Source organism: Georgenia satyanarayanai (genome assembly GCF_900116375.1).
Classification (GTDB): Bacteria; Actinomycetota; Actinomycetes; order Actinomycetales; family Actinomycetaceae; genus Oceanitalea; species Oceanitalea nanhaiensis.
This window is the reverse complement of sequence record NZ_UETB01000010.1, coordinates 73731-98096: the sequence shown is the minus strand read 5'-3', so window position 1 is coordinate 98096 and position 24366 is coordinate 73731. Positions and strand designations below refer to the sequence as shown.

Below are 24366 nucleotides of genomic sequence, written 5' to 3'. Positions count from 1 at the left end.
TCAGCGCGGGCGGGAGACGCCGCCGGAGACGTGGCTGACGCTCGCGGCGGCCAGCGCCCGCCGGGCGGTGTGCTCGAGGTCGCGCAGCACCTCGGCGCGGGCCGCACCCTGCCGGGCGACGACCGCACCGCCGTCGTCCTCGAGCGCGAGCTGGACGACGGCGAGCAGCCGCGCCGCGCGGGTCAGCACCTCCACCCGGGCGGGCGAGAGCCCCGGGGGCAGGAGGGCGCTGGAGACGTCCTCCCGCAGCAGGTGGGCCGCCTCGCGGGCGACGTCGGGACGCCAGCCGGCGAGGTCGAGCTGCTCGAGCGCGTCACCGGCCGTCACGAGCGCCCGGACGATCTCCTGACGAGCCTGCCGCAGCGAGCCGACGAGCCCGAGCAGCGTGGGGACGGGACGCTCGGCGAAGGGGAAGGGGTGCAGCACCCAGCGCACGAGGGTGCCGGGCTCGAGCTCGCTGCCGAAGGACTCGACCTGCGGCACCACGGCCCACGAGCCGCCCTCGGAGCGGATGAGCAGGCACTGGCCCGCGTCGACGGCGTCGAGCAGCGCCACCCCGGGCAGGCCGGCGACGTGCCCGGGCGCCGGCAGCACCGCGCCGACGTCGGTGAGATGGTCGCCCACGAGGCGCCCGGCCATCTCCCGCAGCGAGCGGACCTCGCCGTCGGGGCGGAGGACGACGTGCGTGTCCTCCCCGGCGACGGCGCTCAGAGCGGTCGTGACGACGTCACCACCCTCGCCGCTGCTGGAGGGGGTAGCGGCGACGACGGACGGGAGCCACAGCGCCCCGAGCACGGCGTGGGGGAGAACGAGTTCGGGCACGCCCCCACCGTAGACGGCCCGCGGGCCGGGTGACGGATAAGGTCGGTCCATGAGTGATGTGCTGGAGCTTGCCGACGTGACCCTGCGACGCGGGTCGAAGACGATCCTCGACGGCGTGGGCTGGTCCGTGAGCGACGGTGAGCGCTGGGTGGTGCTCGGCCCCAACGGCGCCGGGAAGACCACCGTGCTGCAGATGGCCGCCGGTCGCCTCTTCCCCAGCGAGGGCACGGTCCGTGTCCTCGGGGACCGGCTGGGCGCGGTCGACACCTCCGAGCTGCGCACCCGGATCGGCCTCGCCTCGGCCGCCCTCGCCGACCGCATCCCCGGCCACGAGCGCGTGCTCGACGTCGTGCTCACCGCCTCCTACGGCGTCACCGGCCGCTGGCGCGAGTCCTACGACGACTACGACACCTCCCGCGCCCGGGACCTGCTCGCCGCCTTCGGGGTGGAGCAGCTCACCGACCGGAACTTCGGGTCCCTCAGCGAGGGTGAGCGCAAGCGCGTCCAGATCGCCCGCGCGCTCATGACCGACCCCGAGCTGCTCCTCCTCGACGAGCCCGCCGCCGGCCTGGACCTCGGGGGCCGTGAGGAGCTCATGGCCGCCCTCGGGGAGATCGCCACCGACCGCCGCTCGCCCGTCATCGTCCTCGTCACCCACCACGTCGAGGAGATCCCCGCCGGCTTCACCCACGGGCTGCTCCTGCGCGACGGCCGGGTCGAGGCGACCGGGCCGCTCGAGGAGGTCCTCACCCCCCAGCACCTGTCACGGGCCTTCGGCCTCGACCTCGAGGTCGAGCGGCACCGGGGGCGCTGGAGCGCCCGGGCGGCGGGACGCGCCGGTTAGGATCGAGGCGAGGGAGGCACGACGATGGCGTTCTTGTGGTGGCTGGGCGGAGCACTCGTCCTCGGTGTGGTCGAGATGCTCACCGTCGACCTCATCTTCCTCATGTTCGCCGGCGGGGCGTTGGCCGCCGGCGGTGTGGCCGCGCTCGGGGCGCCGCTGTGGGCGCAGATCCTCACCTTCGCCGTCGTCTCGGTGATCCTCCTCGTCGTCGTGCGCCCCTGGGCGCTGGGTTACCTCAAGCGCTCCACCCCTGACTCGCTGACCAACGTCGCTGCGCACGTGGGCCGCAGCGCCGAGGTCCTCGTCGACGTCACCGACCGCGCCGGGCGGGTCAAGCTCGCCGGTGAGGTGTGGACGGCACGTGCCGCCGAGCCGGGCAGCCTGCTTCCGACCGGCACCACCGTCCAGGTGGTCCGCATCGACGGGGCGACCGCCGTCGTCGCGCCACTGCCCGTCACCTACCCCGAAGGAGCCATGTGAACGACAACATCGGGGGCCTCGTGCTCACCGTCGTGCTCGTCCTGCTCGCCCTCTTCGTCATCGTCGCGATCTGGCGGGCGGTGCGGATCGTGCCGCAGGCCGTCGCGCTCATCGTCGAGCGGCTGGGCAAGTTCAACACCGTGATGTACGCGGGCCTGCACTTCCTCATCCCGTTCGTCGACCGGGTCCGCGCCGGGGTGGACCTGCGCGAGCAGGTGGTCTCCTTCCCGCCGCAGCCGGTCATCACCTCCGACAACCTCGTCGTGTCGATCGACACGGTCATCTACTTCCAGGTGACCGACCCCAAGGCCGCGACCTACGAGATCGCCAACTACATCACCGGTATCGAGCAGCTGACGGTGACGACGCTGCGCAACGTCATCGGCTCGATGGACCTGGAGCAGACCCTCACCAGCCGCGACCAGATCAACGGCCAGCTGCGCGGGGTGCTCGACGAGGCCACCGGCCGCTGGGGCATCCGCGTCAACCGGGTGGAGCTCAAGTCGATCGACCCGCCGCAGAGCGTCCAGGGCGCGATGGAGCAGCAGATGCGTGCCGAGCGTGACCGCCGCGCCGCGATCCTCACCGCCGAGGGTGTCAAGCAGTCCCAGATCCTCACGGCCGAGGGTGAGAAGCAGGCCGCGATCCTCCGCGCCGAGGGCCAGGCGCAGTCCGCGATCCTCGAGGCCCAGGGTCAGTCGCGCGCGATCCTCCAGGTCTTCGACGCCATCCACCGCGGCAAGCCGGACCCCAAGCTCCTCGCCTACCAGTACCTGCAGATGCTGCCGGAGCTGGCGAACAAGGAGTCGAGCAAGTTCTTCGTCATCCCCACGGAGTTCACGGCGGCGCTCGGCGCCATCTCCAAGGGCTTCGGCGGCGGCGTACCGGGAGGCGACTCCGACGACGACGACGGACCTGCCCCTCAGGTCGACTTCGGCGCGCACGACAGCTCCATGGCCGCCGGCCTGGCCGAGACGAACCTCGAGGACCCGGACGAGGCCCTGGCCCGGGCGCGCCGTGAGGCGCAGCAGGCCACCTCCGAGGCGAACGCCGCCGGGGAGCGCTCGGGCCGGCCCTTCTCCGAGTCCGCCGAGCGCGGTCAGCGCCCGGCCGAGGAGGAGCACCGCCCCGCGGGCCGCCGTGCCGAGGACCAGTCCCGCTTCGCGCCCCCGGCGGGCGCCCCCGCGAGCCCGCCGCCCGCCCCCGGCACGCAGCGCCAGCCGCCGCCGCCCAGCGCCAACCAGCCCGGCCCCACGGCCGGTCCGCCTGCCACTGCCGACCCGGCCCAGGACCCGGACTGGCCCCAGCAGTAGCCCACGACGACGACGGCGCACCACCCCTTGCGGGTGGTGCGCCGTCATCGTCGGTGCGCGCCCTGAGCGAAATCGGTCGGGGGATGTCGGAGGGCCGTCTTACCCTTCTCGGAGCCGACCCACCGGGCGGCCACCCGAAAGGCTGACATGCTCCTCACCCTGCTGCGGCGCCACCTGCGCCCGTACCGCCGCGACGTCACGGTGGTCGTGCTGCTCCAGTTCGTCCAGACGCTCGCCGCACTGTCGCTGCCCAGCCTCAACGCCGACATCATCGACAACGGCGTGGTCGTGGGGGACACCGGCTACATCCTGCGGGTGGGCGGGATCATGCTCCTCATCAGCGCCGTCCAGGTCGCCTGCGCGGTGAGTGCCGTCTACCTCGGCGCGCGCGCCGCGACGAGCGTGGGCCGTGACCTGCGCCGCGCCGTCTTCACCCGGGTCCAGCGCTTCTCGGTGGCCGAGGCGGGCCGCTTCGGCGCGCCCTCCCTCATCACCCGCTCGACGAACGACGTCCAGCAGGTCCAGATGGTCACCCTCATGACCTTCACCGTCATCGTCATGGCGCCGATCATGATGGTCGGCGGCGTGGTGATGGCGCTGCGCCAGGACGTCGGGCTCTCGGCGCTGCTCCTCGTCGTCGTCCCGGTGCTGCTCGGGCTCATCGTCGTCATCGCGCTGCGCATGGGACCGCTCTTCAAGCTCATCCAGGGCCGCATCGACCGGATCAACCTCGTCATGCGCGAGCAGATCTCCGGCGTGCGGGTCATCCGCGCCTTCAACCGTCAGCCCAGCGAGCGGCAGCGCTTCGCCCGCGCCAACAGCGAGCTCATGGGCACGAGCCTGAGCGTCGGCTACCTCATGGCGCTGATGTTCCCCGCGGTCCAGGTGGTCATCAACGCCTCGTCCGTGGCGGTCGTGTGGTTCGGTGCCGGGCGCATCGACTCCGGGGCGATGGAGGTGGGCTCGCTCGTCGCCTTCCTCAACTACCTCATGCAGATCCTCATGTCGGTGCTCATGGCCTCGATGATGTTCATGATGGTGCCGCGCGCGGCGGTCTCCGCCGACCGCATCGAGGCCGTCCTCGGCACCGAGCCCGCGATCGTCGCCCCCGCACGGCCGCGCCGGCTCCCCGCCGGGCGCACGGTCATCGAGCTCGACCGCGTGAGCTTCGGCTACGCGGGCGCTGCCACCCCCGTCCTCCACGACGTCTCCCTGCGCCTGGAGCCGGGATGCACGACGGCGATCATCGGCTCCACCGGCTCCGGGAAGTCCACGCTCGTCAACCTGCTGCCGCGACTCGTCGACGCCACCGGCGGCGTCGTGCGGGCCGGGGGAGTGGACGTGCGCGAGCTCGAGCCCGCCGAGCTGCGGGCGCGGGTGTCCGTCGTCCCGCAGCGCGCCTACCTCTTCTCCGGCACCATCGCCTCCACCCTGCGCTTCGCCCGCCCCGGGGCCACCGACGAGGAGCTGTGGGCGGCGCTGGAGGCCGCCCAGGCGAGCGAGTTCGTCACGGGGCTGGGTCTGGACGCCCGCGTGGAGCAGGGCGGGTCGAACTTCTCCGGCGGGCAGCGCCAGCGCCTGGCCATCGCCCGCGCGCTCCTCAAGCCGGCCGACCTCTACGTCTTCGACGACTCCTTCTCCGCCCTCGACTACGCCACCGACGCCCGCCTGCGCGCCGGGCTGCCGGTGGCCACCGCGGGAGCCGCGGTCCTCATCGTCGCCCAGCGGGTGGCCACCATCCGCGACGCCGACGAGATCGTCGTCCTCGACGACGGCCGGGTGGTGGGCCGCGGCACCCATGCCGGCCTCATGGAGGACAACCCCACCTACCAGGAGATCGTGCTGTCCCAGCTGAGCGCGCAGGAGGCCGCATGAGCCACCACCGTCCGGGCCCCGGCGCCGGGGTCCCTCCCGGCGAGAAGTCGGCCAACTTCGGCGCCTCGCTGCGGCGCCTGCTGCGTGCGATGGCACCCGAGCGGGTCCGCCTGGTCGCCGTCCTCGTCCTCGCCGTCGTCGCGGTGGGGCTGCAGGTGCTCGGCCCCACGCTCCTCGGGCGCGCCACCGACATCGTCTTCAACGGTGTGGTCGGCCGGATGCTCCCGGAGGGCGCGAGCCTCGAGCAGGCCGTCGCGAACCTGCGCGCAGCCGGTGAGGACCAGGTCGCGCAGATGGTCAGCGGCATGGAGAACGTCGTGCCCGGGCAGGGCATCGACTTCGGTGCGCTCGGCCGGATGGCGCTGCTCGTGCTCGCCGTCTACGTCGGCTCGGCCCTGTTCCTCTGGGTGCAGGGGCGGATGCTCGCCGGCATCGTCCAGCGCACCGCCTTCCAGCTGCGCCGCGACGTCCAGGCCAAGATCGACCGCCTGCCGCTGCGCGAGCTCGACTCCCGCGCACGCGGCGACGTCCTGTCCCGGGTCACCAACGACATCGACAACGTCTCCCAGACACTCCAGCAGACGCTCTCGCAGGTGGTCACCTCGATCGTCACGGTCGTCGGGGTGCTCGTCATGATGTTCGTGCTGTCCTGGCAGCTCGCGCTCATCGCCCTCGTCACCGTGCCGGTGTCCGCGTGGGCGACGGCCACCATCGCCAAGCGGGCCCAGCCGCACTTCGTGGCCCAGTGGACGTCCACCGGGGACCTCGGCGGCAAGGTCGAGGAGGCCTTCACCGGGCACGAGCTCGTCACCGCCTTCAACGCCCAGGACTCCGTGCGCGAGGGCTTCGACGAGGACAACGAGCGGCTCTTCCGGGCGACCTTCCGCTCCCAGTTCATCTCCGGGACGATCATGCCGATGATGGGCTTCGTCGGGAACCTCAACTACGTGCTCGTCGCCGTCGTCGGCGGCCTGCGGGTGGCCTCCGGCGACCTCAGCCTCGGCTCGGTCCAGGCCTTCATCCAGTACTCCCGGCAGTTCACCCAGCCGCTGGCCCAGCTCGCCTCGATGGCCAACCTCGTCCAGTCCGGGGTGGCGTCCGCGGAGCGGATCTTCGACATCATGGACGCCCCGGAGCAGTCGGCCGACCCGGTGCCCGGGCAGCGGCCGGCGCAGGTCCGCGGTGCGGTGCGCCTGGAGGACGTCGCCTTCAGCTACGACCCCGCGCGCCCGCTCATCACCCGCCTCGACCTCGACGCGCGGCCCGGGCAGACGGTGGCCGTCGTCGGCCCCACCGGGGCGGGCAAGACCACCCTGGTCAACCTCCTCATGCGCTTCTACGAGATCGACTCCGGGCGCATCCTCATCGACGGCGTCGACACCCGCGACATGACGCGCCAGGACCTGCGCGAGCCGATCGGCATGGTCCTGCAGGACACCTGGCTCTTCGAGGGGACGATCGCGGAGAACATCGCCTTCGGCCGCGACGGCGCCACCGAGGAGGACGTGCACCGGGCGGCCGAGGCAGCGAGCGTGGACCGCTTCGTCCAGAGCCTGCCGGACGGCTACGACACCGTCATCGACGAGGAGGGCGGCGGCGTCTCCGCCGGTGAGAAGCAGCTCATCACGATCGCGCGCGCCTTCCTCGCCGAGCCCCAGCTCCTCATCCTCGACGAGGCCACCAGCTCGGTCGACACGCGCACCGAGATGCTCGTCCAGCAGGCGATGACCCGGCTGCGCAGCGGCCGCACGTCCTTTGTCATCGCCCACCGGCTGAGCACGATCCGGGACGCGGACGTCATCCTCGTCATGGAGCACGGTGACATCGTCGAGCAGGGCACCCACGACGAGCTCCTCGAGGCCGACGGCGCCTACGCCCGCCTCTACCGCAGCCAGTTCGCCGCCCCCGTCCTCGCCGAGGAGTAGCAGCAGCCCTCTCGGGGCCGACAGCCGGATCCCGCACGGCAGAATGGTCCGGTGCCGCTCATCCGCATCACCGACCCCGCCGACGACCGCCTCCTCGACTACACCGGCCTCACCGACCTCGCTTTGCGGCGTCGCCTGGAGACCGAGCGCGGCCTGTTCATGGCCGAGAGCACCAACGTCATCACCCGGGCGATCGACGCGGGCCACCGCCCCCGCTCCTTCCTCATGGCCGAGAAGTGGCTGGACACCATGGCACCCGTCATCACCCGGGCCTGCGGCGCCGACGACGGCGGGCCGGACGTGCCCGTCTTCGTCGCCGAGGAGCCGGTGCTCGAGGCGATCACCGGCTTCCACCTGCACCGCGGCGCGCTGGCGGCCATGCACCGCCCGCCGCTGCGTCCGGTGGAGGAGGTCGTGGCCGGTGCACGCCGCGTGGCGATCTTCGACGGCATGGTCGACCACACCAACCTCGGCGCCGCCTTCCGCAGCGCCGCGGCCCTCGGAGTGGACGCCGTCCTCATGACGCCCACCTCCGCCGACCCGCTCTACCGCCGCTCCGTCCGGGTCTCCATGGGCACCGTCTTCCAGGTGCCGTGGACCCGGCTGGAGACCTGGCCGGGGGCGATCGAGGAGGCGCAGCGCCTCGGCTACACGGTGGCTGCCCTGGCGCTGAGTGACGACTCGATCAGCCTCGACGAGTACGTCGCCGAGGGGCACGAGCGCTCGGCCTTCGTCTTCGGTCCCGAGGGCCACGGACTGGCACCGCGGGTCCTGGCGATGGCCGACCGCGTCGTCCGCATCCCCATGGCCGCCGGCGTGGACTCCCTCAACGTCGCCGCCTCGGCCGCCGTCGTCTTCTACGCGACCAGGTAGCCGACGACGGCGCACGGGCGCCCGAGCGGGCCGCTACCGTGGGAGCGTGCTCACCCGCCGGAGTCGGCCGACGCTGGCCGCGACGCTCCTCACCGTGGTGCTCATGGCCGGCTGCGTCGACGCAGGGCCCAGGACCGCGTACTGCGGACCGGCCGATCCCGTCGTCGCCCCTGCGGCCCCGAAGCCCGGGAGCGAGCTGCGCGTCGAGGTGAGCGCATTCGTCGATGCCGACGGCTGCGAGCAGAACCTGCCGGACGGCGCCCGGTACGAGATCCGGCTGACGTCCGAGCGGACGGCCTGGGACTCGGCCGAGGGGCGCTACACGGAGACCCTGGGCGTGCTGCAGCCCGACGGCGCCGGTGAGGCGACTGGCACGCTCCGCCTCCCGGACGAGGTCCCGCCCGGCGGGGCCGAGGTGTCCGTCGACCTCACCGGCGCCGAGACGATCTGCGAGACCGACCCGACGATGCAGTGCGCGCAGCACCCCTTCGCCTGGATCGACATCACCGGCTGAGTGACGTCAGTCGACGACGGCGGTCGCCTCGATCTCGACGAGGATCTCGGGGGTGTACAGCGCGCTCACGCCGATGAGCGAGGCCGCGGGCATCGGCAGCGACAGGCCGACCTCCTCGGCCACCGCCTGCACGCCCGCCATGAAGTCCGCGATGCGCTCCACCTCCCAGTCGGTGACGTACACCGTGAGCCGCACGACGTCGTCGAAGGTCGCCCCGCCGGCGCGCAGCCCGACGGCGACGTTCCGCAGGGCCTGGGCCACCTGGCCGGCGAGGCCCTCGGCGAGGACACCCTCGGCGTCCTGACCGACCTGGCCGGCGACGTGGACGTGGCGGGTGCCGGTGGCGACGGCGACGTGGTGGTACGGGGTGTCGGGGGCGAGTCCGGCGGGGCTGAGGCGGTGGACGGTCATGGGGTCTCCTCTAGGGTGTGCCGGAAGGGGGGACCCCTTCCTACCGACCGCACGGCGAGCACGTCAACGGAACCAGGTGTCATGAGCGATACCGCGTCACTGTCCGCGCAGGTCAGCGCCTCCCACCGGGAGCTCGTCGGGCAGGTGCTCGACCGCTGGAGCCTCCACGTGCTCAGCGAGCTGTGCGAGGGTCCCTGCCGCTTCAACGACCTCCGGCGGGCCGTCCCGGGAGTGACCCAGAAGTCGCTCACCGCCACGCTGCGCCGCCTCGAGCGCAACGGGCTCGTCAGCCGCACGGTGCTGGCCACCCGGCCCGTCGCCGTCGAGTACGCGATGACGCCCCTGGGCAAGACCGTGCGGGAGCCGGTCGACGCGCTGCTCGCGTGGTCGGCCGCGCACGCGGCGGAGGTCGAGGCGGCGCGCGACCGCTTCGACCTCGAGTAGCGCCGCCGTCAGGCGCGGCGGACGGTGACCGGCGGGGGAGCGGTGAGCGTGCGCGCGACGACGCAGTAGCGCTCGGTGAGCTCGAGCAGCTTGGCGACGGTGTCGTCGTCTGCGTCCGTGTCGACGTCCACGAGCACCTCGACCGAGGACAGGCCCACGGGCGCCTCGCGGTCCACCCCGAGGGTGCCGCGGGCGTCCCAGGTGCCGTTGGCGGTGACGCTCGCCGAGCGCAGCTCGATGCCCATCGCCGTCGCGACGGAGGAGAGCGTGACGCCGGCGCAGGCGACGAGCGCCTGGAGGACGATGTCCGCCGAGCAGGCCTGGCTGCCGTCACCGCCGGTGGCGGGGTGGAGACCGGCGACGACGTCTCCGGCCCACGTCGGCACGGTCGCCGTCAGCGCGCCCTGGTCCACCCGCGCCGTCGCGGTGCTCGTGACGAGCGCCCCGGTCGGGTCCTCCTTGTAGGCGTCCTTGAGCGGTCGCTGACGAGCCCGCAGCGCGGCCGAGGGGGTCTGGGCGTCGTCGGTGCTGGTCGCGGTCATCGTCGGGCGTCCTCCGTCGGTGGCGTGAGCGCTCCGCGCTCGGGCGTGTGCATCAGACCACACGCGTTCCGCCGTGGGCAACGCTTGCTCACGCTCCGGCGTACCCCTGCTGGCGCCAGGCCTCGTAGACACCGATGGCGGCGGAGTTCGACAGGTTCATCGACCGCACGCCGGGCACCATCGGGATGCGCACCCGCCCGGTGACACGCGGGTCGGCGAGCAGGTCGGCGGGCAGGCCGGTCGTCTCGGTCCCGAAGAGGAGCGCGTCACCGGGCGCGTAGCGGATCTCGGCGAAACCCGTGGTCGCGTGCCCCGTGAAGGCGTACACGCGGCCAGGTGCGACGGCCGCCAGGGCGGCGTCGACGTCCGGGTGGACGACCACGCGCGCGAGGTCGTGGTAGTCCAGGCCCGCCCGGCGCAGGTGCGCGTCGCTCAGCTCGTAGCCGAGCGGCTCGACGAGGTGGAGCGTCGCCCCGGTGCACGCGACCATCCGGATGGCGTTGCCGGTGTTCGGCGGGATCTTCGGCTCGTGGAAGATGACATGGAACACCGGGACATCCTCCCACCGGCGCGCGGGGGCCCGGGCGGAGGACATAACCTCGGCACAGACGGAAGGAGCAGGACATATGGGCAAGGTGACGGCGATCGTCAAGGCCGCGGCGAAGTTCGGGCCGGTGGTCTACCCGCTGGTGAAGAAGGGGGCCGCGATGCTGCGTGAGAACCCCGAGGCCGCCAGGCAGGTGCAGAAGGTGATCGACGGTCTCACCAAGGCGCGCGCCGCCCGCTCCCGCCCGGAGGGGCTGCGCCGGTCCGTCAACGTGCTGCGCGGGCAGGCCCAGCGCGCCCTCGCCGGCGCATCCACGCCCGAGGAGGTCACCCGCGCCGAGGGGTGGCTCGCCCAGGCCGACAAGCTCGACGGCGCGATCGAGCTCATGGCACTGCACGACCGCAAGGGCCAGACCACCGACGCCGCCGCCATCGAGGCCCGCGTCGAGGAGCTCTTCGCGCAGATCTTCACCGCGCTCGTCGAGCAGGACGGCGACCAGCGGCGTCTGCCGCCCGCCTGAGGAAATCGTCAGACGATTCCGCGGCTGGTTGAAATGTCGCGTCCGCGGGATTGCCGGCGCGGCGAAACTTCCTCGTGCGAACGGCGGAAATCGTCTCCTGCGAAGGTGGCGTTGACATTCTGTCGACACGTGTGTCCCGCGCGGAGGGCTTGGATGGCTGATGCCGGGCGACGCGCGGAAATCCGCTGTATTCCGCACTTCCGGGCCACTCCTCGTCCGGAAGAAGGACCGCCCGGTGCGGGGCACGGCGGCCGCCGGAACGCCGACGGTGTGGTCGTTGACACACTTTTTCCTCGCTGCTAGAAATCAGGTCAACGGGCGGCTTGGTTTTACATGAACGTCGATGATCGACGCTCTCCAGCGCGTCCAAGAAGGGTGCGCAGTGGGGGGCATCTCAGTCTTTACACCGTTCGTGCCGCGACGGCCCGAGCAGCTCGTTCCTCTCGGAGAGCTGGTCGCGCAGGACGGTCGCGGGGCGTTGTGGCAGGGCCAGTCGACGCTCGTCGAGACGAACCAGGGATTCGCGTTCCTCGCGGGTGCCGGTGTGCGCGTGCCGATCGGTGTCGGCGTCACGCTGACCCCGCTCCGCCACCCGTACTACGCGGCGATGGAGGCACGGTCGCTGGCCCTCGCCACCGGGTCGCGGGTGACCTTCGGCCTGGGGCCGGGCGGCACCAGCTTCCAGGTGGCGCTGCGCGGCGCGGCCTACCCGAGCCAGCTCGGTGCCATGCGGGACTACCTCGTGGCCGTCAGGCAGCTGCTGACCGGGGTCCCGGTCCAGGTGGAGACCGCGGACTTCGCGTGCGCCGCACGCCTGCCGTCGGCGCCCTCGGCACCGATCGAGCTCGGCTTCGGGGTGCTGCGACCGCGGATGGCACGGCTCGCCGGTGAGGTGGCTGACGCCGCGATCACCTGGCTGACGCCGGCCCGGTACCTGCGAGAGGTCGTCGTGCCAGCCCTGGAGGAGGGCGCGGCCGCCGCCGGGCGTCCGCGGCCGCGACTCGTGACGATCCTGCCCATCGCGCGGCGCCGCGCGAGGCACGAGCCCTACCAGCTCGCCATGGCGAGCAACTTCGCCCACTCCCGGGCACCGCACTACATCGACATGCTCGGCAAGGCGGGGATAGCGGTCGACGCCGCTGACCCGGTTGCCGGCGCCCGTGCCATCGTCGCGGGTGGCGCCTTCCTGTGCGGCGAGCCGGACGAGCTCGCCGAGATGGTGCAGGAGTACTGGGACGCGGGCGTCGACGAGATCGTCCTCAACGTCACCGGTGTCTACAACGTCGAAGGGCTCGAGGCCGCCCTCGAGGAGCTGCGGGTCCTGCTCGCGATGCTGCCCGCGGGTGCCGACGTCGCCCTCGTTCCCTGACCGGCACTGCCGCCGGTCCGAAGTCATGGAGGAAGTACCCATGGTGCACAGCGCCAAGCAGACCCTCGCCCGGTGGGCGACCGGGATCCCCAGCGGCGACCCGGCACAGGTGGTCGTCGTGTCGGCGACCGAACAGGCGGCCCGTGCACGTGCCGCCGGGCTCGCGACGGCGGACGCCACGGTGCTCGCCCCGACGGACGGTGACGGCGTGAGCTGGCACTACGACGGCGGCGTCGTCGAGCCCTACGCCGAGGTCGTCGTCGACGACTCCTTCGTCCTCCAGGTCGTCCCCTACGCGCTCGGTCGGTACACGCCGATCGGTGGCCCCACGCTGCTGCGGGTCACCGAGGTCTCCGACCTCGAGGCCTATCTCGCCGACGCCGACGACGCCGTCGCCTCGGGAACCTTCTCCGCGCTGGTGGCGGGCCCGTCCACGCTCCTCGCTGACGAGCCCGCCCTGGGCGGGTGGAGCGGGGACGGCGGCCCGGAGCAGCGCCTGTGGGTGGCCGCCGACGGTGCCGTCTCCACCGGTCCCTGGGGTGCGCGTCTGGGCGACGTCGACAGCTCCCTGGAGGAGGTGACCCTCGCCTGGCAGGCAGCCCAGGAAGGACGTGTGCCCTGCGCCGTCGCCCTCTCCGCTGCGGTCGCCGACGACGTGCGCGACGCCGCGCTCCGTGCCCGCCCCTGGCTCGGGCGCTACCTCCGGGCCGTCGGCGCCCTGCGCGGGCTCGCCGGTCGCGGACGTGACGGGGTCCGGGTCTCGGGTTTCGGTGGTCACCTCGACCCCGCCCTCGACGGGGCGGCCGACGCCACCGCCGACGACGCCCCGGTGCTGTGCTGGGACGAGGACCAGGCCTACCTCAGCAACGGCGCGGCGCGGCGTACGGTGCAGATCAGCCACGAGCTCGCGACCGTCGTGGAGAAGCTCATGGTGCTTGGGCCGGAGGCGTCCGAGGCGGTGCCGGCCACCGAGGCGGAGCGCGTGTCGGCCTACTTCGCCCAGGCGGGCTTCCGGCTGGGCACCAGCTCCTCACGGCCCACCGTGACGGTCGGCGGCTGATCGTGGACGGCCAGGGGGGGCGTACCGCGCTGTGGCCGGCGCTGTTGGACCCGGACCTGCAGGGCAGGGCCGAGCTGTGCGCGCTGAGCGCCTCGGGTGTGCGTGTCCGCTTCGCCGACGGCGTCGAGCGGCTGTGCGGGACCAGCGGGCTGTGGAACGTGCCCCTCGGCTACGGCAACGAGGCGGTGGCCCGGGCCGTGGGTGACGCGCTGCGGGAGGCGTCCTACCTCAGCGTGTTCCGGTACGAGAACGACTACGCCCGTCGCGCGGCTGAGGCTCTCGTCTCGGTCGCGGGGGCGGACGCCTACCGCCGGGTCATGTTCTCCACGTCCGGCGGGGTGGCCAACGACCTCGTCATGAAGGTCGCCCGGCACTACCAGATCGCGGCGGGGACGCCGCGGCGCTCCCTCGTCGTCGGCCTGCGCCACAGCTACCACGGCCTGTCCTTCGGTGGCTTCGCGCTCACCGGGGACGACCTCGGGCAGGCCCTCTACCGCGTGGACCAGCGCGAGGTCCGCCACGTCGCCGCGAACCGGGTCGAGGAGCTGGACGAGCTGATGAGGCGGCAGGGTGACCGGGTGGCGGCCGTCGTCGTCGAGCCGGTCCTCGGGACCGGCGCCGTGCCCCTCGAGGACGAGTTCGTCGAGAGGCTGCTCGCCCACCGGCGCACCCACGGGTTCCTTCTCGTCGCCGACGAGGTGGCCACCGGGTTCGGGCGGACCGGGCCGATGTTCGCCTCCCAGGGATGGCGTGAGCAGCCGGACGTGCTCATCACCTCGAAGGGCCTCACCAACGGGACGATGGCGGCCGCCGCCGTCCTCCTCGGGCCGGAGGTGTCCACCGTCCTCGACCCCGCCGTCGTCTCGCACGCCGAGACACAGGCCGGTACCCCGCCCACCTGCGCGGCCATCCTCGCGACGATCGAGGAGTTCCACGACCACGACGTCCTGGCACGCGGCCAGCTGCTCTCCGCGCTGCTCGACGAGCGGCTCGACGAGCTCGTCGCCGGTCACCCGATGCTCGCCTCGACCACCGGACGGGGGGCCTTCCGCGCGCTCGCCGTCCGCACTGCGGACGGCGAGGCCCTGGCCGACCCGCAGGTGCCGGCCCTCGTCGCCGCCATCCGCGCCGAGGGCGCCGTGGTCCACCCCGGCCCGGGTGGGGTCCAGCTCGTCCCCGCCCTCGTCTACACCCCGTCCGAGCTCGACGAGCTGTGTGACGCCGTCGTGCGCGGCCTGGACAGGTTCGCGGCGAGCGCCGCGGCCCTCCGGCCGGTGGGGAGCGCGCGATGATCCCGCGCACGACGGCCGTCACGCGCACCGTCCAGTCCGCTGCCGACCTGCTCAGCTGGGTCAGCGCCCTCGGCCCCGGTCGACTCGACGTCGTCGTCGACGAGGCCGTGGCACCCCACCCGCCCGTCGACGGGCTGCTGAGGACGCTGCAGCGCGCCGTGACGAACTGTGCCGTCCTCCCGCAGGGGCCGGGCAGCACCGCGGAGGATCTCGCTCGCCGGCTGCGCTCCGGCTCCGTGGTCGTCGCCGTGGGCGGCGGCAGCGTGATCGACCGTGCCAAGCTCGCGGTGCGCGCCGGCGCGGACGACTGCACGCCCTACCTGTCCACCCGTCACCGGGCCGCCATGGTCCTCCTGCCGCCTCGCCCCCTCGGCACGCGCCCGCTCGCCGCGGTGCCGACGACGCTGGGGACGGGCAGCGAGGTGAGCAAGGCCGCGGTCCACGTGGGCGGAGGGCGACGGCGGCTCGTCGTGGGGGAGGGGATCCAGCCGGACCTCGCCCTCCACGCCCCCCGCCTGACCACCGGGCTGCCCGACCACCTCGTCGCCGAGGGCGTCCTGGAGATCGTCGCGCGGCTCATCGGGCCGTACGTCGGGGACCCTCGCCCGCGGCCGGTGGAGGACGCCGTCGTCGAGGCGCTCCTGCGCGTCCTCGGACCGCTGCTCGTCCGCGCGGGCGACGGAGCGCTCACGCTCGAGGACCGTGCCCAGCTCCTGCGCATCGGGTCCATGTCCCACCAGGACGCCGTCGTCGACGGCCGGTCGCCGTACGCGGTCAAGTGGTGGGCACTGACGAACGAGATCTGTGCCGCGACAGGGGTACGCAAGGTTCCCGCCCTCACCGCCGTGCTGCCCGTCGTCATGGACCGGCTGCTGGGCGGCGACGGACGCTGGGGGTCGGCCGAGCGGCTGCGCCACGTCGCGCTCGTCCTGTCCCACGCCACGGCCGAGCTGCTGCCGGCCGCACCGGAGGCGGGGCTGCGTGCCCTCCTCCAGCACCTCGGGCTCCGGACCGCGCCCGCCGTCGCCGACCTCCCCGCCCCCCGCGTGGCCCACGCGGTCCACCGCGGGTGGGGCGCCGGGCTGCCGATGTTCGCCGGGTTCCGCGAGCACGAGCTCGTGAGCCTGGCCGAGGACGTCGCCCTGGAGGCAGCAGCACTGCCTCGGGCGCGAGAGCTTCCGCCGACCGGCGGTCGATCCATCCATGTCGAGGAGAGGAGGTGAATACACACATGGCAACGGACAACACCCTCCCCATGGTCGAGCTCGCGATGCAGGAGCTCGAGTCCATGGACGCCCCGTTCTGGGGCACCGCCATCAGCGTCGTGACTGGCGTCAGCGCGGTGTCGGGCGTGGGCGCCACGATCGTCAAGACCCTGATCGGCGCGTCGATCATCGCGACCTGACGCACTGTCCCGACGACTGCACGGGAGAGGAGGTGAGATGCAGGACAACGGACCCCTCGTCGAGCTCGGCATGCAGGAGCTCGAGCCGATGGACGCACTGGGCTGGTGGACCGGGTTCCAGGAGGGCGTGAAGATCACGATCGCCACGCTCGTGTTCTCGGCTGCCACGGCCGCGACCTAAGCAGGACTCCAACCCCCAGGTGGGTGGCGCTCGCACCGCCACCCACCTGGGGAGACCAGAGATAGGACAGAGATGACCGAAGAAGCCAAGGATAACCGCGGGGCAGGCGAGCGCGTCGCCTGGGTGCTCGTGGGTCTGCTCGCCCTCATTGCCGCGTCGCTGTTCGTGTTCGAGGGCGCTGCCCAGTCGACCGCGATCACCACCTCGCTCATCGTGGGGCTCGCCGCACTCGCCTGGGCGGGTGCTTCGGGTAAGAAGGGGCCATGACGGCGCCCCCGGTCCGCCTCGAGGCCCTGACCAAGAGGTACGGGAGCACGGTCGCGGTCGAGGAGCTGTCCTTCGAGGTGGCCGCGGGCCGGATCACCGGGCTGCTCGGCCGCAACGGTGCGGGCAAGACCACCTCCCTGCGTGCCCTGCTCGGGCTCGTGGCGCCGACGTCGGGGCGTGCCCTCGTCTTCGGGCAGCGCTACTCCGAGCTCGGCGACCCCCGACGGGTCGGGGTCTCCCTGGACGGCATCGGCACCCTCCCGGGCGTCACCGTGGCGGGCGAGCTGCGGACGTGGGCGACGGCGCTGCACCTGCCCCCGGCGAGCGTGGACCGCGCGCTCGCCGAGGTCGGTCTGGACGACGTCGCCGGCCGCCGGGTGGCCAAGCTCTCGCAGGGCATGCGTCAGCGGCTGTCCCTGGCGACCGCCTTTCTCGCGGACCCCGAGCTCATCGTCCTCGACGAGCCCGCGACCGGTCTGGACCCCTCGGGGATCCGCTGGCTGCGCACGGTCCTGCGCGAGCGTGCCGGCCGCGGGGCGACCATCCTCCTGTCCAGCCACCTGCTCGCGGAGGTCGAGGAGACCGTCGACGACGTCGTCATCATCGACCGGCGGCTGCACTACGCCGGCCCCCTGACGGACCTCACCGCCGGCGGCACGTACCGGCTGGAGGACCGCTTCTTCACCCTCATCGAGTCCCAGGAGGAGACCGTCCATGGCTGACCTCGTCAAGGCCGAGCTGCGCAAGCTCGTGTCCGCCGGCGGCACGTGGTCGCTGCTCGTCATCGGGATCGGCCTCGGAGCACTGTTCACCGAGGGCTTCACCCAGGCGGCGGCGGAAGCCCTCGCCGCGGGAGCCAGCGACCCGGCCACCGAGACCGCGACGATCGTGCGCTCCTGGTTCGCCATGAGCCTCCTGTCCGGGATCCTCGGCGCCATCGGCGTCACCCGCGAGTACGCCTCGGGGGTGATATCGCGCAGCGTCCTCGTCGCCGGCTCGCGCACCCGGGTCCTCGTGTCCAAGCTTGTCGCGGCCACCGCCGGCGGCCTCGTCCTGGGTGTGGTCGCCGCCGGCCTCTCGATCGCCCTCGCCCACGTCTCGATGGCTCGGATCGACTCCACCGTCGTGTGGTCCCGCGAAGCCACCCTCACGGTGCTCGGCGTCCTCGGGACGACGACCCTGTCCGCCGCCTGGGGCGCCTTCCTCGGCTGGATCATCCGCAACCAGGTGGCGACGATCCTCGTCATCGTCGGCCTCACTCTCATGATCGAGCCGGGCGTGCAGTCCTTCGCACCGGACGTCGCAGGCTTCCTGTTCACCATCGCGATGACCGGCGTCACGCTGGACGGCAAGGAGGGTCTGCTGTCGATCGGCGCCTCCTACGCCGTCCTCGCCGCGTGGCTGGTCGTCCTCGGTGTCGCTGCTCGCACGCTTCTCGTTCGCCGAGACCTTTCATGAGCCCGCGATCCACGGGCGGGGTCGCCGACCCGGTCCACCTCGACCGGCCACGACTCGCCGAGGACGTCGTGCTCCACCCGCCGGCAGAGCAGGACGCCCCGTGGATCCTGCAGAAGGGCACCCACCAGTACATCCGCATCGGGGAGGACCTCGCCGCTCTCTCCCGTGCGCTGGACGGTGCGGCGGACCACGCGTCCCTGGCCGGGGCACTCGGTCCGCGCTGGACCCCGGCACTCGTCGGTCAGGCGGTCGGGCAGCTCGCCGACAAGGGCATGATCGCCGACGGCCGCCCACCCGCCCGACGACGGCGCGTGCGGGTGCTCGGGCCGCACCGGATCCAGCTCACGCTGCTCCACCCGGAGCGTCTGCTGGCCGTGCTCCGGCCGGTGGCCGCCGTGGCCGGGCACCGCCTGTCCCTCGGTGCGGGTGCGCTCGTGGTGCTGGCCGGCCTCGTGGCTCTCGTGACCTTGCGCAGCGACGTCTCGCTCGCGATGGGCAGCCCGCTGCCGCTCGTCGGCTACCTCGCCGTCGGCGTCGGTTTCCTGCTCACGACCTGCGTCCACGAGCTGGCCCACGGCGCCGTGCTCACGGCCCTTGGCGGCCGACCGACGCGCATGGGCGTCATGCTCTTCTACTTCACCCCCGCCTTCTTCTGCGACGTCACGGACGGCTGGCGGCTGCCGCGGCGCCACCAGCGGGTGGTCGTCGCGCTCGCCGGGATCGCCGTCCAGCTGGTCGTGGGCGGGCTCGCCGCCCTCGCCGCGGTGGTGGCACCGCTCGAGGCCCGGCAGACCCTCCTCGTCTTCGCCGTCCTCACGTACGTGGCGTGCGTGATGAACCTGCTGCCCTTCATCAAGCTCGACGGCTACCTCGCGCTCATGAGCGCCCTGGACGTCCCCCACCTGCGGGAGAAGGCGATGGCCGACGCCCGCTCCTGGCTGGCGTCGACGTTCCTGGGCGCGCGACGGGAACGGTCCCTGCCGCAGCTGTCGTGGGCGGTGCCCTTCGGTCTGGGCTGCATGGGGATGCCGGTCTACATCGTCGGCACGTTGCTGCTCGTCCTGTCCGACATGCTCCTCGGTCTGGGCATCGTCGGCGCGACCGCGCTCCTGCTCGTCGCGGGCGGCGGCGTCGCGTACGTCGTCGTCGGGCTCGTCCGGCTCGGGCGGCAGGCGCGCCGCTGCGGTGCGCCCGTCGGCCGCACCGCCGCGGTGTCGATCGGGACGGCGGCCGCCGTCGTCGTCGCCGGCGCCGTCGTCCAGGTCCCCGTCACCGTGAACGGCGGGTACGTCGTGCACGACGGCGCCGCTCACCTCGTCCTCATGAACGGCGCCGACGACGTGGGGGCGGGAGCCGACGTCGCCCTCGTGAGACGCGGCCTCCTCACCTCCCACACCCTCACCTCGGCAGAGCTCACCGCGGAGGGGGCGAGACCGGTCCCGACGCCGTTCGAGGCCTTCCTCCCGGTCGCCGGCACCGACGTGAGCGTTCCCCTGCCCGGCCGTCCCCTCTCCGTCGCGGAGCTGCCTCCGGAACGGGTCGGGGGAGCGGTCGTCGACCTCGGCATGCTGCCCCTGTGGGGATGGCTCGCCCACACCTACCTGGAGCCGATGGGCCTCGAGCTCGCGGCCCCGCCCCACGACGAGGAGACGTCCCGGTGAACACGCAGTACCAGTTCTTCTGCCCGGCGGGCACGCCGTACTACGACGTCGTCCGGGTGGACGACGACTCGCACTTCGACGTGGCAGTCCCGGACGGTTGGACGAGGGCCACGAACGAGGAGTGGACCGTCCTCACGGTCCCGGACCGCACGCTGCCCGAGCAGGGCTGGAAGATCCACGTCTCCGCCACCCCGGACAGCGCCGAACGTGTGCTCGAGACCGTGGCCGGCTACTGCGCCGACCACGAGGTGGCCTTCAAGCACCTCCGGGGGCCGCGCATGCTGTTCTTCCGCAACAGCAAGTACGGGGACCGCGGCTCCAGCGGCAAGTTCATCACCATCTTTCCCGCCGGCACCGCGGAGCTGGAGCGGGTCCTCACCGAGCTGGGGGAGCTCCTCGACGGCGAGGAGGGTCCCTACGTCCTCAGTGACCTGCGGTGGCGCCGCGGTCCGCTGTACGTGCGGTACGGCGGCTTCAGCCACATCAGCGGCCCCGGGCCGGACGGCCGGATGGTGCCGTGCCTGCGCCGGCCCGACGGCACGCTGGAGCCCGACGTGCGCAAGCCCGGGTTCCGCGTGCCGCCGTGGGTGGAGCTGCCGGAGATTCTCGAGGAGGCGGTGGCGGCCCGCGGTGCGGGCACGCTGAGCGACTTCCCGTTCCGCCCCGAGGCGGCGCTGCACTTCTCCAACGGGGGTGGCGTCTACCGGGCGGTGGACACCCGCGACGGCTCACCCGTGCTTCTCAAGGAGGGGCGCCCGCTGGCCGGGCTCGACGAGGCCGGTGCCGACGGCGTCACGAGACTCGAGCGCGAACGCTGGGCCCTGGAGGTCCTCGCGGACGTGCCGGCCATCCCGAGGCTGGTGGACTACCGACGCGGTCACGAGCACTACTTCCTCGCCCGCGAGTTCGTCGACGGCGTGACGCTCGCCCAGGCGTTGCGCGAACGCAACCCCGCCCTGTCGGGGGCCGTTCCGGAGCCCGGCGACCACGACCGCTACACCGAGTGGGCCCTGCGAGTCCTTGCTGACATCGACACCTCGCTGCGGGCCATGCACGAGCGTGGCGTCGTCTTCGGCGACCTCCATCCCAACAACGTCATGGTGACGGCGGACGATCGTGTCTTCTTCATCGACCTCGAGACCGCCACGGACGACGTCGAGAACTTCTCCCCGCGGATCGGCGCTCCCGGCTTCCGGGCGCCCGCCACGGTTCGCGGCACCGCCGTGGACCGCTACGCGCTCGCGTGCACCCGGCTGTCGGTCTTCCTGCCGATGACCGTCGTCCTGCCCTGGCAGGAGGGAAAGGCCGAGCAGCTGATCGACGCAGTCCGCGCCCGGTTCCCGGTCCCGAGCTCCTTCGTCGCCTCCGTCCGCTCCGACCTCGCCGCGGCAGCGGGCTCCGCCGCCCACCCCGGCGAGACCGTCACCCTGGACGGCCACGACGACGCCGAGGCCCGGGTCCTCGCCGGCGTCCTGGGTCCGGTCACGCCCGAGCGGGAGGACCGCCTGTTCCCCGGGGACATCGGGCAGTTCACCGTGGGATCCGGCGGGACGACGTTCGCGCACGGTGCGACCGGGGTGCTGTGGGGGCTTCAGCAGCTCGGCGTCGAGGTGCCCGAGGAGCACGTCCAGTGGCTGTTCGACGGCCTCGACCGTACGCGGGGGCTCGGACCCGGCTTCGCCACCGGGCTGGCCGGCGTGGTCCACACCCTCGACGCCCTGGGCCGCCCGGAGGACGCCGCGCACGTGGCTGCGCACCTCACCGCGCTGCCGCTGGTCGGGCTGGGCCCGAGCATCGCCGACGGCGCCGCCGGGATCGGGCTCCTCCTGCTCGACCGCTACTCCGGCGGAGCGGACGCCTCCGGCCTCGACCGCGCCCTCGCGCTGGCCGACAAGCTCGCCGCTGACGTCACCGCTGCCCCGGAGCCGCACCCGCGCACCGGCCTGTGGTACGGCTGGACCGGTGCGGCGCTGCTGGCGCTGCGGCTCTTCGAGCACACGGCCGAGGAGCGCCACCTCGGGCTGGCACGCCAGGCCCTGCGCCGCGACCTCGCGGTGCTGCGCTGGGGCGAGGCGAGCGAGCAGCGGTGGCGCCTGCACACGGCGCTCGGCTCGGGCAGCGGCGGGGTCGCGCTCGTCCTGCGAGAGCTCGGGCGCCACGTCGACGAGCCGTGGGTCGCCGACGCCGCCCGTGACCTCACCGCTGCCGCCGAGCGCGCCGTCCTCGGCAGCGCGGGCTGGCTGCACGGTCAGGCCGGTGCCCTGCTCACCCTCGTCCACGCGGGTCGGGCGGCGGACGACCCGGCCGTCAGGGCCCACCTCGGCCTCCTCGACCTGTACGCCGTCGGAGACGCCGACCAGGTCTCCTTCCTCGGTCAGGAGCAGCTGCGGCTGTCGACGGACCTCACGACCGGGTCGGTCGGGGTCGCACTCGCCCTGCGAGCCGCTCGGACCGGTGAGCCCCTCGGAGTCCCCTTCCTCGGCAGCAACGCCCGCCAGCCGGCGGCCGCCGGGCGGGGCGCGCTCGGGGCCGTCCGATGAGCGCACCGGCCACCGACCGGCTCCCGGCCCCGGTCCTCCGCCTGCTCGCCGGGACCAGCGCCCGCGTCGTCGTCCACGACCTGTACGACGACGTCGGCGCGGAGGTCTACGCCGCGATCGTCCGGGCCGACCACGTCGAGGTCCGCGAGGTCCTGCGCGCCGTCGCACGGACGACGGGTCCGGTCCTCGAGCTGGCGGCCGGGGAGGGGCGCCTCACGCTGCCGCTGCTCGCCCTCGGCAGGTCCGTGACCGCCGTCGACCTGTCCGCCGCCATGCTCGCCCGGCTCGAGAAGCGGCTGGACGACGCTCCGCGCAGCTTCCGTGACCGGCTGCGGATGGTCCGCGCGGACATGAGTGAGATCGCCCTGGACGAGCTCTTCGGTGCCGTCGTCCTGGGGACGACCTCGGTGACGCTGCTCGACCCGGCCGCTCGCCGGCGTCTCTACGACCGCATCCGCCAGCACCTGGCGCCCGGTGGCCAGGTCGTCGTGTCGGTGGCGGAGGACACGGGCGAGGACGCGCCGGAGGAGGCGGCGGACCCGGTGTGGACCGAGGAGGGGCGCGGCTTCCTCCTCACCGAGCACCGCCCGCGCGGCGCGGGCTACCGGGACGTCGCGGTCCTGCCGCTCCCGCTCGAGGCAGGTGAGGACGGCGTCGTGGACGTGTGCACGTCACGCGTGCGGCTGCTCACGAGGAGCGAGCTGCTCGAGGAGACGACCCAGGCGGGGTTCGAGCTCGTGGATGTGGAGCCCGTGGCGACGTCGGGCACGCGCTTCGGGACCGTCCTCGTGACGCTCAGATGAGCGGCTGGTAGGGGACCGGCCGCCGCTCGCCCAGCAGCGGGTCGACGAAGGACCACGCCGCGCGCTCCTCGAGGACCAGCGGGTGCGTCCCGCCCACGAGCACCTTGACGGCGACGAACCCGGCGGCCCGCACGGCCGCCGGCAGGCGAGGACCGAGGTCGACGCGCAGGACCGGCAGCCCGACCGAGACGAGCTCGGAGACGAGGTCGGTCCCAGCCTGAGGGGAGGGGGTCTGGTCGAGGGGCTCGACCGGGCGCAGTCCCCGAGCCCACTCGGCCATCGCCGCCCGGCCCTCGCCGTACGCCCAGAAGTCGCAGCGGGCCTCACCCTGGTCGACGAAGGAGCCGCGGCCCGCGGGCCGCGGCTCCTTCGCGCGGGTGCGGAGCGCGAGGTAGATCTGCCACGCCTCGAGCACGGAGCGAGCGGCTCCGGCGGTGTCGTCGGCCGCGAGGGTCGCACCGGTGCCCACCGTGGTGCCGTCGTCGACCCAGGCGACGTAGGCGAAGCGGCCGGCAAGGGCCGTGTGGAGGCGCGCCGCCCGGACGCGGACCCCGGGCTGGTCGTCCACGAGCCGGCGGAGGTCGGGGTGCGGGGAGGTGAGGTCGAGCTCGACCGCGTCGGCGCGGTCCTGCCGGTACCAGGCCCGCATGAGGGCATCCCGCTCGAGCACCTCGCTCACGGCGGTCGCCGTCGCCGCCTCGACGGTGGTGTGCGCGGCCGCCCCGGACGGCGTGCCCTCCCACCACTCGGCGGCAGGACCCTGAACGGGGCAGTCCACCCACTCGGCGGGGACGAGCACGCGGGAGTCGTCACCGAGGCGCTCGGCGGTGTACCACGTCGTCGCGTCGTCGTCGGCCAGGGGGAAGTGGCCGGGCCACTCGTCCGCAGGCGCGAGCGGCTCGCCCGACGCGGCGAGAGCCGCCCGTGTGCCGGCCACGCCCTCACCGGGCAGCGGGGCGAGTGCGCGCCGCTCCACGGCCTCACCCAGCCCGCGCAGAGCGGCACCGTCGGCGCGCAGGTCGTAGGCGCCGGTGAGGTCGTGGAGCGTCGGCTCGTCCGTCCCGCCGAACCGGGTCCCGATGTCGACGACCATGAGGTAGAGGTGGGGCGGATCGGGGTGCCGGACGATCTGGAACGAGCGGGCCAGACCGGCCGCGGGGTCGAGGAGGTCGCGCACGCGGGCGGGTGTGATCTGGCTCATCACGGCCAGCATAGGTGTG

At 73.3% G+C, this 24366-nt stretch carries 26 protein-coding genes; 21 read left to right on the top strand and 5 right to left on the bottom strand.

Annotation, left to right across the window (positions count from 1 at the left end):
* Positions 1–822: an Rv1486c family protein gene (locus DSZ44_RS13060; RefSeq protein ID WP_110853069.1), complete on the bottom strand. Its 822-nt coding sequence runs from the start codon at positions 820–822 to the stop codon at positions 1–3.
* 49 nt (positions 823–871) lie between these two features.
* Between DSZ44_RS13060 and DSZ44_RS13055 the strand changes: the two genes are divergently transcribed.
* The 7 genes from DSZ44_RS13055 to DSZ44_RS13025 all read left to right on the top strand — a co-directional run bounded on the left by DSZ44_RS13055 (position 872) and on the right by DSZ44_RS13025 (position 8646).
* A complete protein-coding gene (locus tag DSZ44_RS13055; RefSeq protein ID WP_110853068.1) occupies positions 872–1666 on the top strand; it encodes an ABC transporter ATP-binding protein in 795 nt (264 codons plus the stop codon).
* 24 nt (positions 1667–1690) lie between these two features.
* Positions 1691–2146 (top strand): NfeD family protein, encoded by a 456-nt coding sequence (locus DSZ44_RS13050; protein WP_110853067.1) that lies wholly within the window; start codon positions 1691–1693, stop codon positions 2144–2146.
* Positions 2143–3459 (top strand): SPFH domain-containing protein, encoded by a 1317-nt coding sequence (locus DSZ44_RS13045; RefSeq protein WP_110853066.1) that lies wholly within the window; start codon positions 2143–2145, stop codon positions 3457–3459. Before DSZ44_RS13050 ends, DSZ44_RS13045 begins: the two co-directional genes overlap by 4 nt.
* Before the next feature lie 147 nt (positions 3460–3606).
* On the top strand, positions 3607–5334 hold the full coding sequence (locus tag DSZ44_RS13040) for an ABC transporter ATP-binding protein (RefSeq protein WP_110853065.1): 1728 nt from the start codon (positions 3607–3609) through the stop codon (positions 5332–5334).
* Positions 5331–7259 carry an ABC transporter ATP-binding protein gene (locus DSZ44_RS13035; protein WP_110853064.1) on the top strand — a complete coding sequence of 643 codons (1929 nt, stop codon included), beginning with the start codon at positions 5331–5333 and terminating at the stop codon, positions 7257–7259. The genes DSZ44_RS13040 and DSZ44_RS13035 overlap by 4 nt, the downstream gene beginning before the upstream one ends.
* A 51-nt stretch (positions 7260–7310) precedes the next feature.
* Positions 7311–8132 (top strand): TrmH family RNA methyltransferase, encoded by an 822-nt coding sequence (locus tag DSZ44_RS13030; protein ID WP_110853063.1) that lies wholly within the window; start codon positions 7311–7313, stop codon positions 8130–8132.
* Between the two features lie 46 nt (positions 8133–8178).
* Positions 8179–8646: a hypothetical protein gene (locus DSZ44_RS13025; RefSeq protein WP_110853062.1), complete on the top strand. Its 468-nt coding sequence runs from the start codon at positions 8179–8181 to the stop codon at positions 8644–8646.
* A gap of 6 nt (positions 8647–8652) precedes the next feature.
* On the opposite strand, the gene DSZ44_RS13020 is transcribed toward DSZ44_RS13025, so the two are convergent.
* Complete coding sequence (locus tag DSZ44_RS13020) at positions 8653–9057, bottom strand: RidA family protein (RefSeq protein WP_110853061.1); 405 nt, start codon at positions 9055–9057, stop codon at positions 8653–8655.
* A gap of 81 nt (positions 9058–9138) precedes the next feature.
* On the opposite strand from DSZ44_RS13020, the gene DSZ44_RS13015 reads away from it, so the two are divergent.
* Positions 9139–9501, top strand: a complete 363-nt coding sequence (locus DSZ44_RS13015) for a winged helix-turn-helix transcriptional regulator (protein ID WP_110853060.1) — start codon at positions 9139–9141, stop codon at positions 9499–9501.
* Between the two features lie 8 nt (positions 9502–9509).
* On the opposite strand, the gene DSZ44_RS13010 is transcribed toward DSZ44_RS13015, so the two are convergent.
* Positions 9510–10043, bottom strand: a complete 534-nt coding sequence (locus DSZ44_RS13010) for an OsmC family protein (protein WP_110853059.1) — start codon at positions 10041–10043, stop codon at positions 9510–9512.
* Positions 10044–10131: 88 nt separating this feature from the next.
* The gene (locus tag DSZ44_RS13005) at positions 10132–10593 is read right to left on the bottom strand and encodes a tRNA (cytidine(34)-2'-O)-methyltransferase (protein ID WP_110853058.1); all 462 of its coding nucleotides are present in this window, start codon (positions 10591–10593) and stop codon (positions 10132–10134) included.
* Between the two features lie 76 nt (positions 10594–10669).
* On the opposite strand from DSZ44_RS13005, the gene DSZ44_RS13000 reads away from it, so the two are divergent.
* The 13 genes from DSZ44_RS13000 (at position 10670) to mpaM (ending at position 23146) form a co-directional block, all read left to right on the top strand.
* A complete protein-coding gene (locus DSZ44_RS13000) occupies positions 10670–11110 on the top strand; it encodes a hypothetical protein (protein WP_110853057.1) in 441 nt (146 codons plus the stop codon).
* A gap of 412 nt (positions 11111–11522) precedes the next feature.
* On the top strand, positions 11523–12479 hold the full coding sequence (locus DSZ44_RS12995) for an LLM class flavin-dependent oxidoreductase (RefSeq protein ID WP_220035192.1): 957 nt from the start codon (positions 11523–11525) through the stop codon (positions 12477–12479).
* A 40-nt stretch (positions 12480–12519) separates the two neighbouring features.
* Positions 12520–13539 carry a daptide biosynthesis RiPP recognition protein gene (gene mpaB, locus DSZ44_RS12990; protein ID WP_110853055.1) on the top strand — a complete coding sequence of 340 codons (1020 nt, stop codon included), beginning with the start codon at positions 12520–12522 and terminating at the stop codon, positions 13537–13539.
* Between the two features lie 2 nt (positions 13540–13541).
* Entirely contained in the window at positions 13542–14831 is a 1290-nt protein-coding gene (gene mpaD / locus DSZ44_RS12985; protein ID WP_258369488.1) for a daptide-type RiPP biosynthesis aminotransferase, read from the top strand.
* Complete coding sequence (gene mpaC / locus DSZ44_RS12980; RefSeq protein ID WP_110853054.1) at positions 14828–16054, top strand: daptide-type RiPP biosynthesis dehydogenase; 1227 nt, start codon at positions 14828–14830, stop codon at positions 16052–16054. The genes mpaD and mpaC overlap by 4 nt, the downstream gene beginning before the upstream one ends.
* Before the next feature lie 8 nt (positions 16055–16062).
* Positions 16063–16236 (top strand): hypothetical protein, encoded by a 174-nt coding sequence (locus tag DSZ44_RS18345; RefSeq protein WP_181424637.1) that lies wholly within the window; start codon positions 16063–16065, stop codon positions 16234–16236.
* A 37-nt stretch (positions 16237–16273) separates the two neighbouring features.
* Positions 16274–16417, top strand: a complete 144-nt coding sequence (locus DSZ44_RS18340) for a daptide-type RiPP (RefSeq protein WP_181424636.1) — start codon at positions 16274–16276, stop codon at positions 16415–16417.
* Positions 16418–16489: 72 nt separating this feature from the next.
* Positions 16490–16684 carry a hypothetical protein gene (locus DSZ44_RS12975; RefSeq protein ID WP_110853053.1) on the top strand — a complete coding sequence of 65 codons (195 nt, stop codon included), beginning with the start codon at positions 16490–16492 and terminating at the stop codon, positions 16682–16684.
* Positions 16681–17406: an ABC transporter ATP-binding protein gene (locus tag DSZ44_RS12970; RefSeq protein ID WP_110853052.1), complete on the top strand. Its 726-nt coding sequence runs from the start codon at positions 16681–16683 to the stop codon at positions 17404–17406. The genes DSZ44_RS12975 and DSZ44_RS12970 overlap by 4 nt, the downstream gene beginning before the upstream one ends.
* Positions 17399–18142, top strand: coding sequence for an ABC transporter permease (locus DSZ44_RS12965; RefSeq protein ID WP_110853051.1), 744 nt, complete (start codon positions 17399–17401; stop codon positions 18140–18142). Before DSZ44_RS12970 ends, DSZ44_RS12965 begins: the two co-directional genes overlap by 8 nt.
* Positions 18139–19803: a daptide biosynthesis intramembrane metalloprotease gene (gene mpaP / locus DSZ44_RS12960; protein WP_110853050.1), complete on the top strand. Its 1665-nt coding sequence runs from the start codon at positions 18139–18141 to the stop codon at positions 19801–19803. Before DSZ44_RS12965 ends, mpaP begins: the two co-directional genes overlap by 4 nt.
* The gene (lanKC, locus tag DSZ44_RS12955; protein ID WP_110853049.1) at positions 19800–22343 is read left to right on the top strand and encodes a class III lanthionine synthetase LanKC; all 2544 of its coding nucleotides are present in this window, start codon (positions 19800–19802) and stop codon (positions 22341–22343) included. The genes mpaP and lanKC overlap by 4 nt, the downstream gene beginning before the upstream one ends.
* Positions 22340–23146, top strand: coding sequence for a daptide-type RiPP biosynthesis methyltransferase (gene mpaM / locus DSZ44_RS12950; RefSeq protein WP_110853048.1), 807 nt, complete (start codon positions 22340–22342; stop codon positions 23144–23146). The genes lanKC and mpaM overlap by 4 nt, the downstream gene beginning before the upstream one ends.
* On the opposite strand, the gene DSZ44_RS12945 is transcribed toward mpaM, so the two are convergent.
* Positions 23139–24347, bottom strand: a complete 1209-nt coding sequence (locus DSZ44_RS12945) for a YcaO-like family protein (protein ID WP_146237552.1) — start codon at positions 24345–24347, stop codon at positions 23139–23141. The two genes, mpaM and DSZ44_RS12945, sit on opposite strands and share 8 nt — an antisense overlap.
* Positions 24348–24366 lie beyond the last annotated feature (19 nt).

What these genes read in the sequence shown, in the direction of transcription:
- DSZ44_RS13055 (WP_110853068.1), top strand. Translation starts at nt 872, where the DNA reads ATGAGTGATGTGCTGGAGCTTGCCGACGTGACCCTGCGACGCGGGTCG.
- DSZ44_RS13050 (WP_110853067.1), top strand. Translation starts at nt 1,691, where the DNA reads ATGGCGTTCTTGTGGTGGCTGGGCGGAGCACTCGTCCTCGGTGTGGTC.
- DSZ44_RS13040 (WP_110853065.1), top strand. Translation starts at nt 3,607, where the DNA reads ATGCTCCTCACCCTGCTGCGGCGCCACCTGCGCCCGTACCGCCGCGAC.
- DSZ44_RS13035 (WP_110853064.1), top strand. Translation starts at nt 5,331, where the DNA reads ATGAGCCACCACCGTCCGGGCCCCGGCGCCGGGGTCCCTCCCGGCGAG.
- DSZ44_RS13020 (WP_110853061.1), bottom strand. Translation starts at nt 9,057, where the DNA reads ATGACCGTCCACCGCCTCAGCCCCGCCGGACTCGCCCCCGACACCCCG.
- DSZ44_RS13015 (WP_110853060.1), top strand. Translation starts at nt 9,139, where the DNA reads ATGAGCGATACCGCGTCACTGTCCGCGCAGGTCAGCGCCTCCCACCGG.
- DSZ44_RS13010 (WP_110853059.1), bottom strand. Translation starts at nt 10,043, where the DNA reads ATGACCGCGACCAGCACCGACGACGCCCAGACCCCCTCGGCCGCGCTG.
- DSZ44_RS13000 (WP_110853057.1), top strand. Translation starts at nt 10,670, where the DNA reads ATGGGCAAGGTGACGGCGATCGTCAAGGCCGCGGCGAAGTTCGGGCCG.
- mpaB (WP_110853055.1), top strand. Translation starts at nt 12,520, where the DNA reads ATGGTGCACAGCGCCAAGCAGACCCTCGCCCGGTGGGCGACCGGGATC.
- mpaC (WP_110853054.1), top strand. Translation starts at nt 14,828, where the DNA reads ATGATCCCGCGCACGACGGCCGTCACGCGCACCGTCCAGTCCGCTGCC.
- DSZ44_RS18345 (WP_181424637.1), top strand. Translation starts at nt 16,063, where the DNA reads ATGGCAACGGACAACACCCTCCCCATGGTCGAGCTCGCGATGCAGGAG.
- DSZ44_RS18340 (WP_181424636.1), top strand. Translation starts at nt 16,274, where the DNA reads ATGCAGGACAACGGACCCCTCGTCGAGCTCGGCATGCAGGAGCTCGAG.
- DSZ44_RS12975 (WP_110853053.1), top strand. Translation starts at nt 16,490, where the DNA reads ATGACCGAAGAAGCCAAGGATAACCGCGGGGCAGGCGAGCGCGTCGCC.
- DSZ44_RS12970 (WP_110853052.1), top strand. Translation starts at nt 16,681, where the DNA reads ATGACGGCGCCCCCGGTCCGCCTCGAGGCCCTGACCAAGAGGTACGGG.
- DSZ44_RS12965 (WP_110853051.1), top strand. Translation starts at nt 17,399, where the DNA reads ATGGCTGACCTCGTCAAGGCCGAGCTGCGCAAGCTCGTGTCCGCCGGC.
- mpaP (WP_110853050.1), top strand. Translation starts at nt 18,139, where the DNA reads ATGAGCCCGCGATCCACGGGCGGGGTCGCCGACCCGGTCCACCTCGAC.
- mpaM (WP_110853048.1), top strand. Translation starts at nt 22,340, where the DNA reads ATGAGCGCACCGGCCACCGACCGGCTCCCGGCCCCGGTCCTCCGCCTG.
- DSZ44_RS12945 (WP_146237552.1), bottom strand. Translation starts at nt 24,347, where the DNA reads ATGAGCCAGATCACACCCGCCCGCGTGCGCGACCTCCTCGACCCCGCG.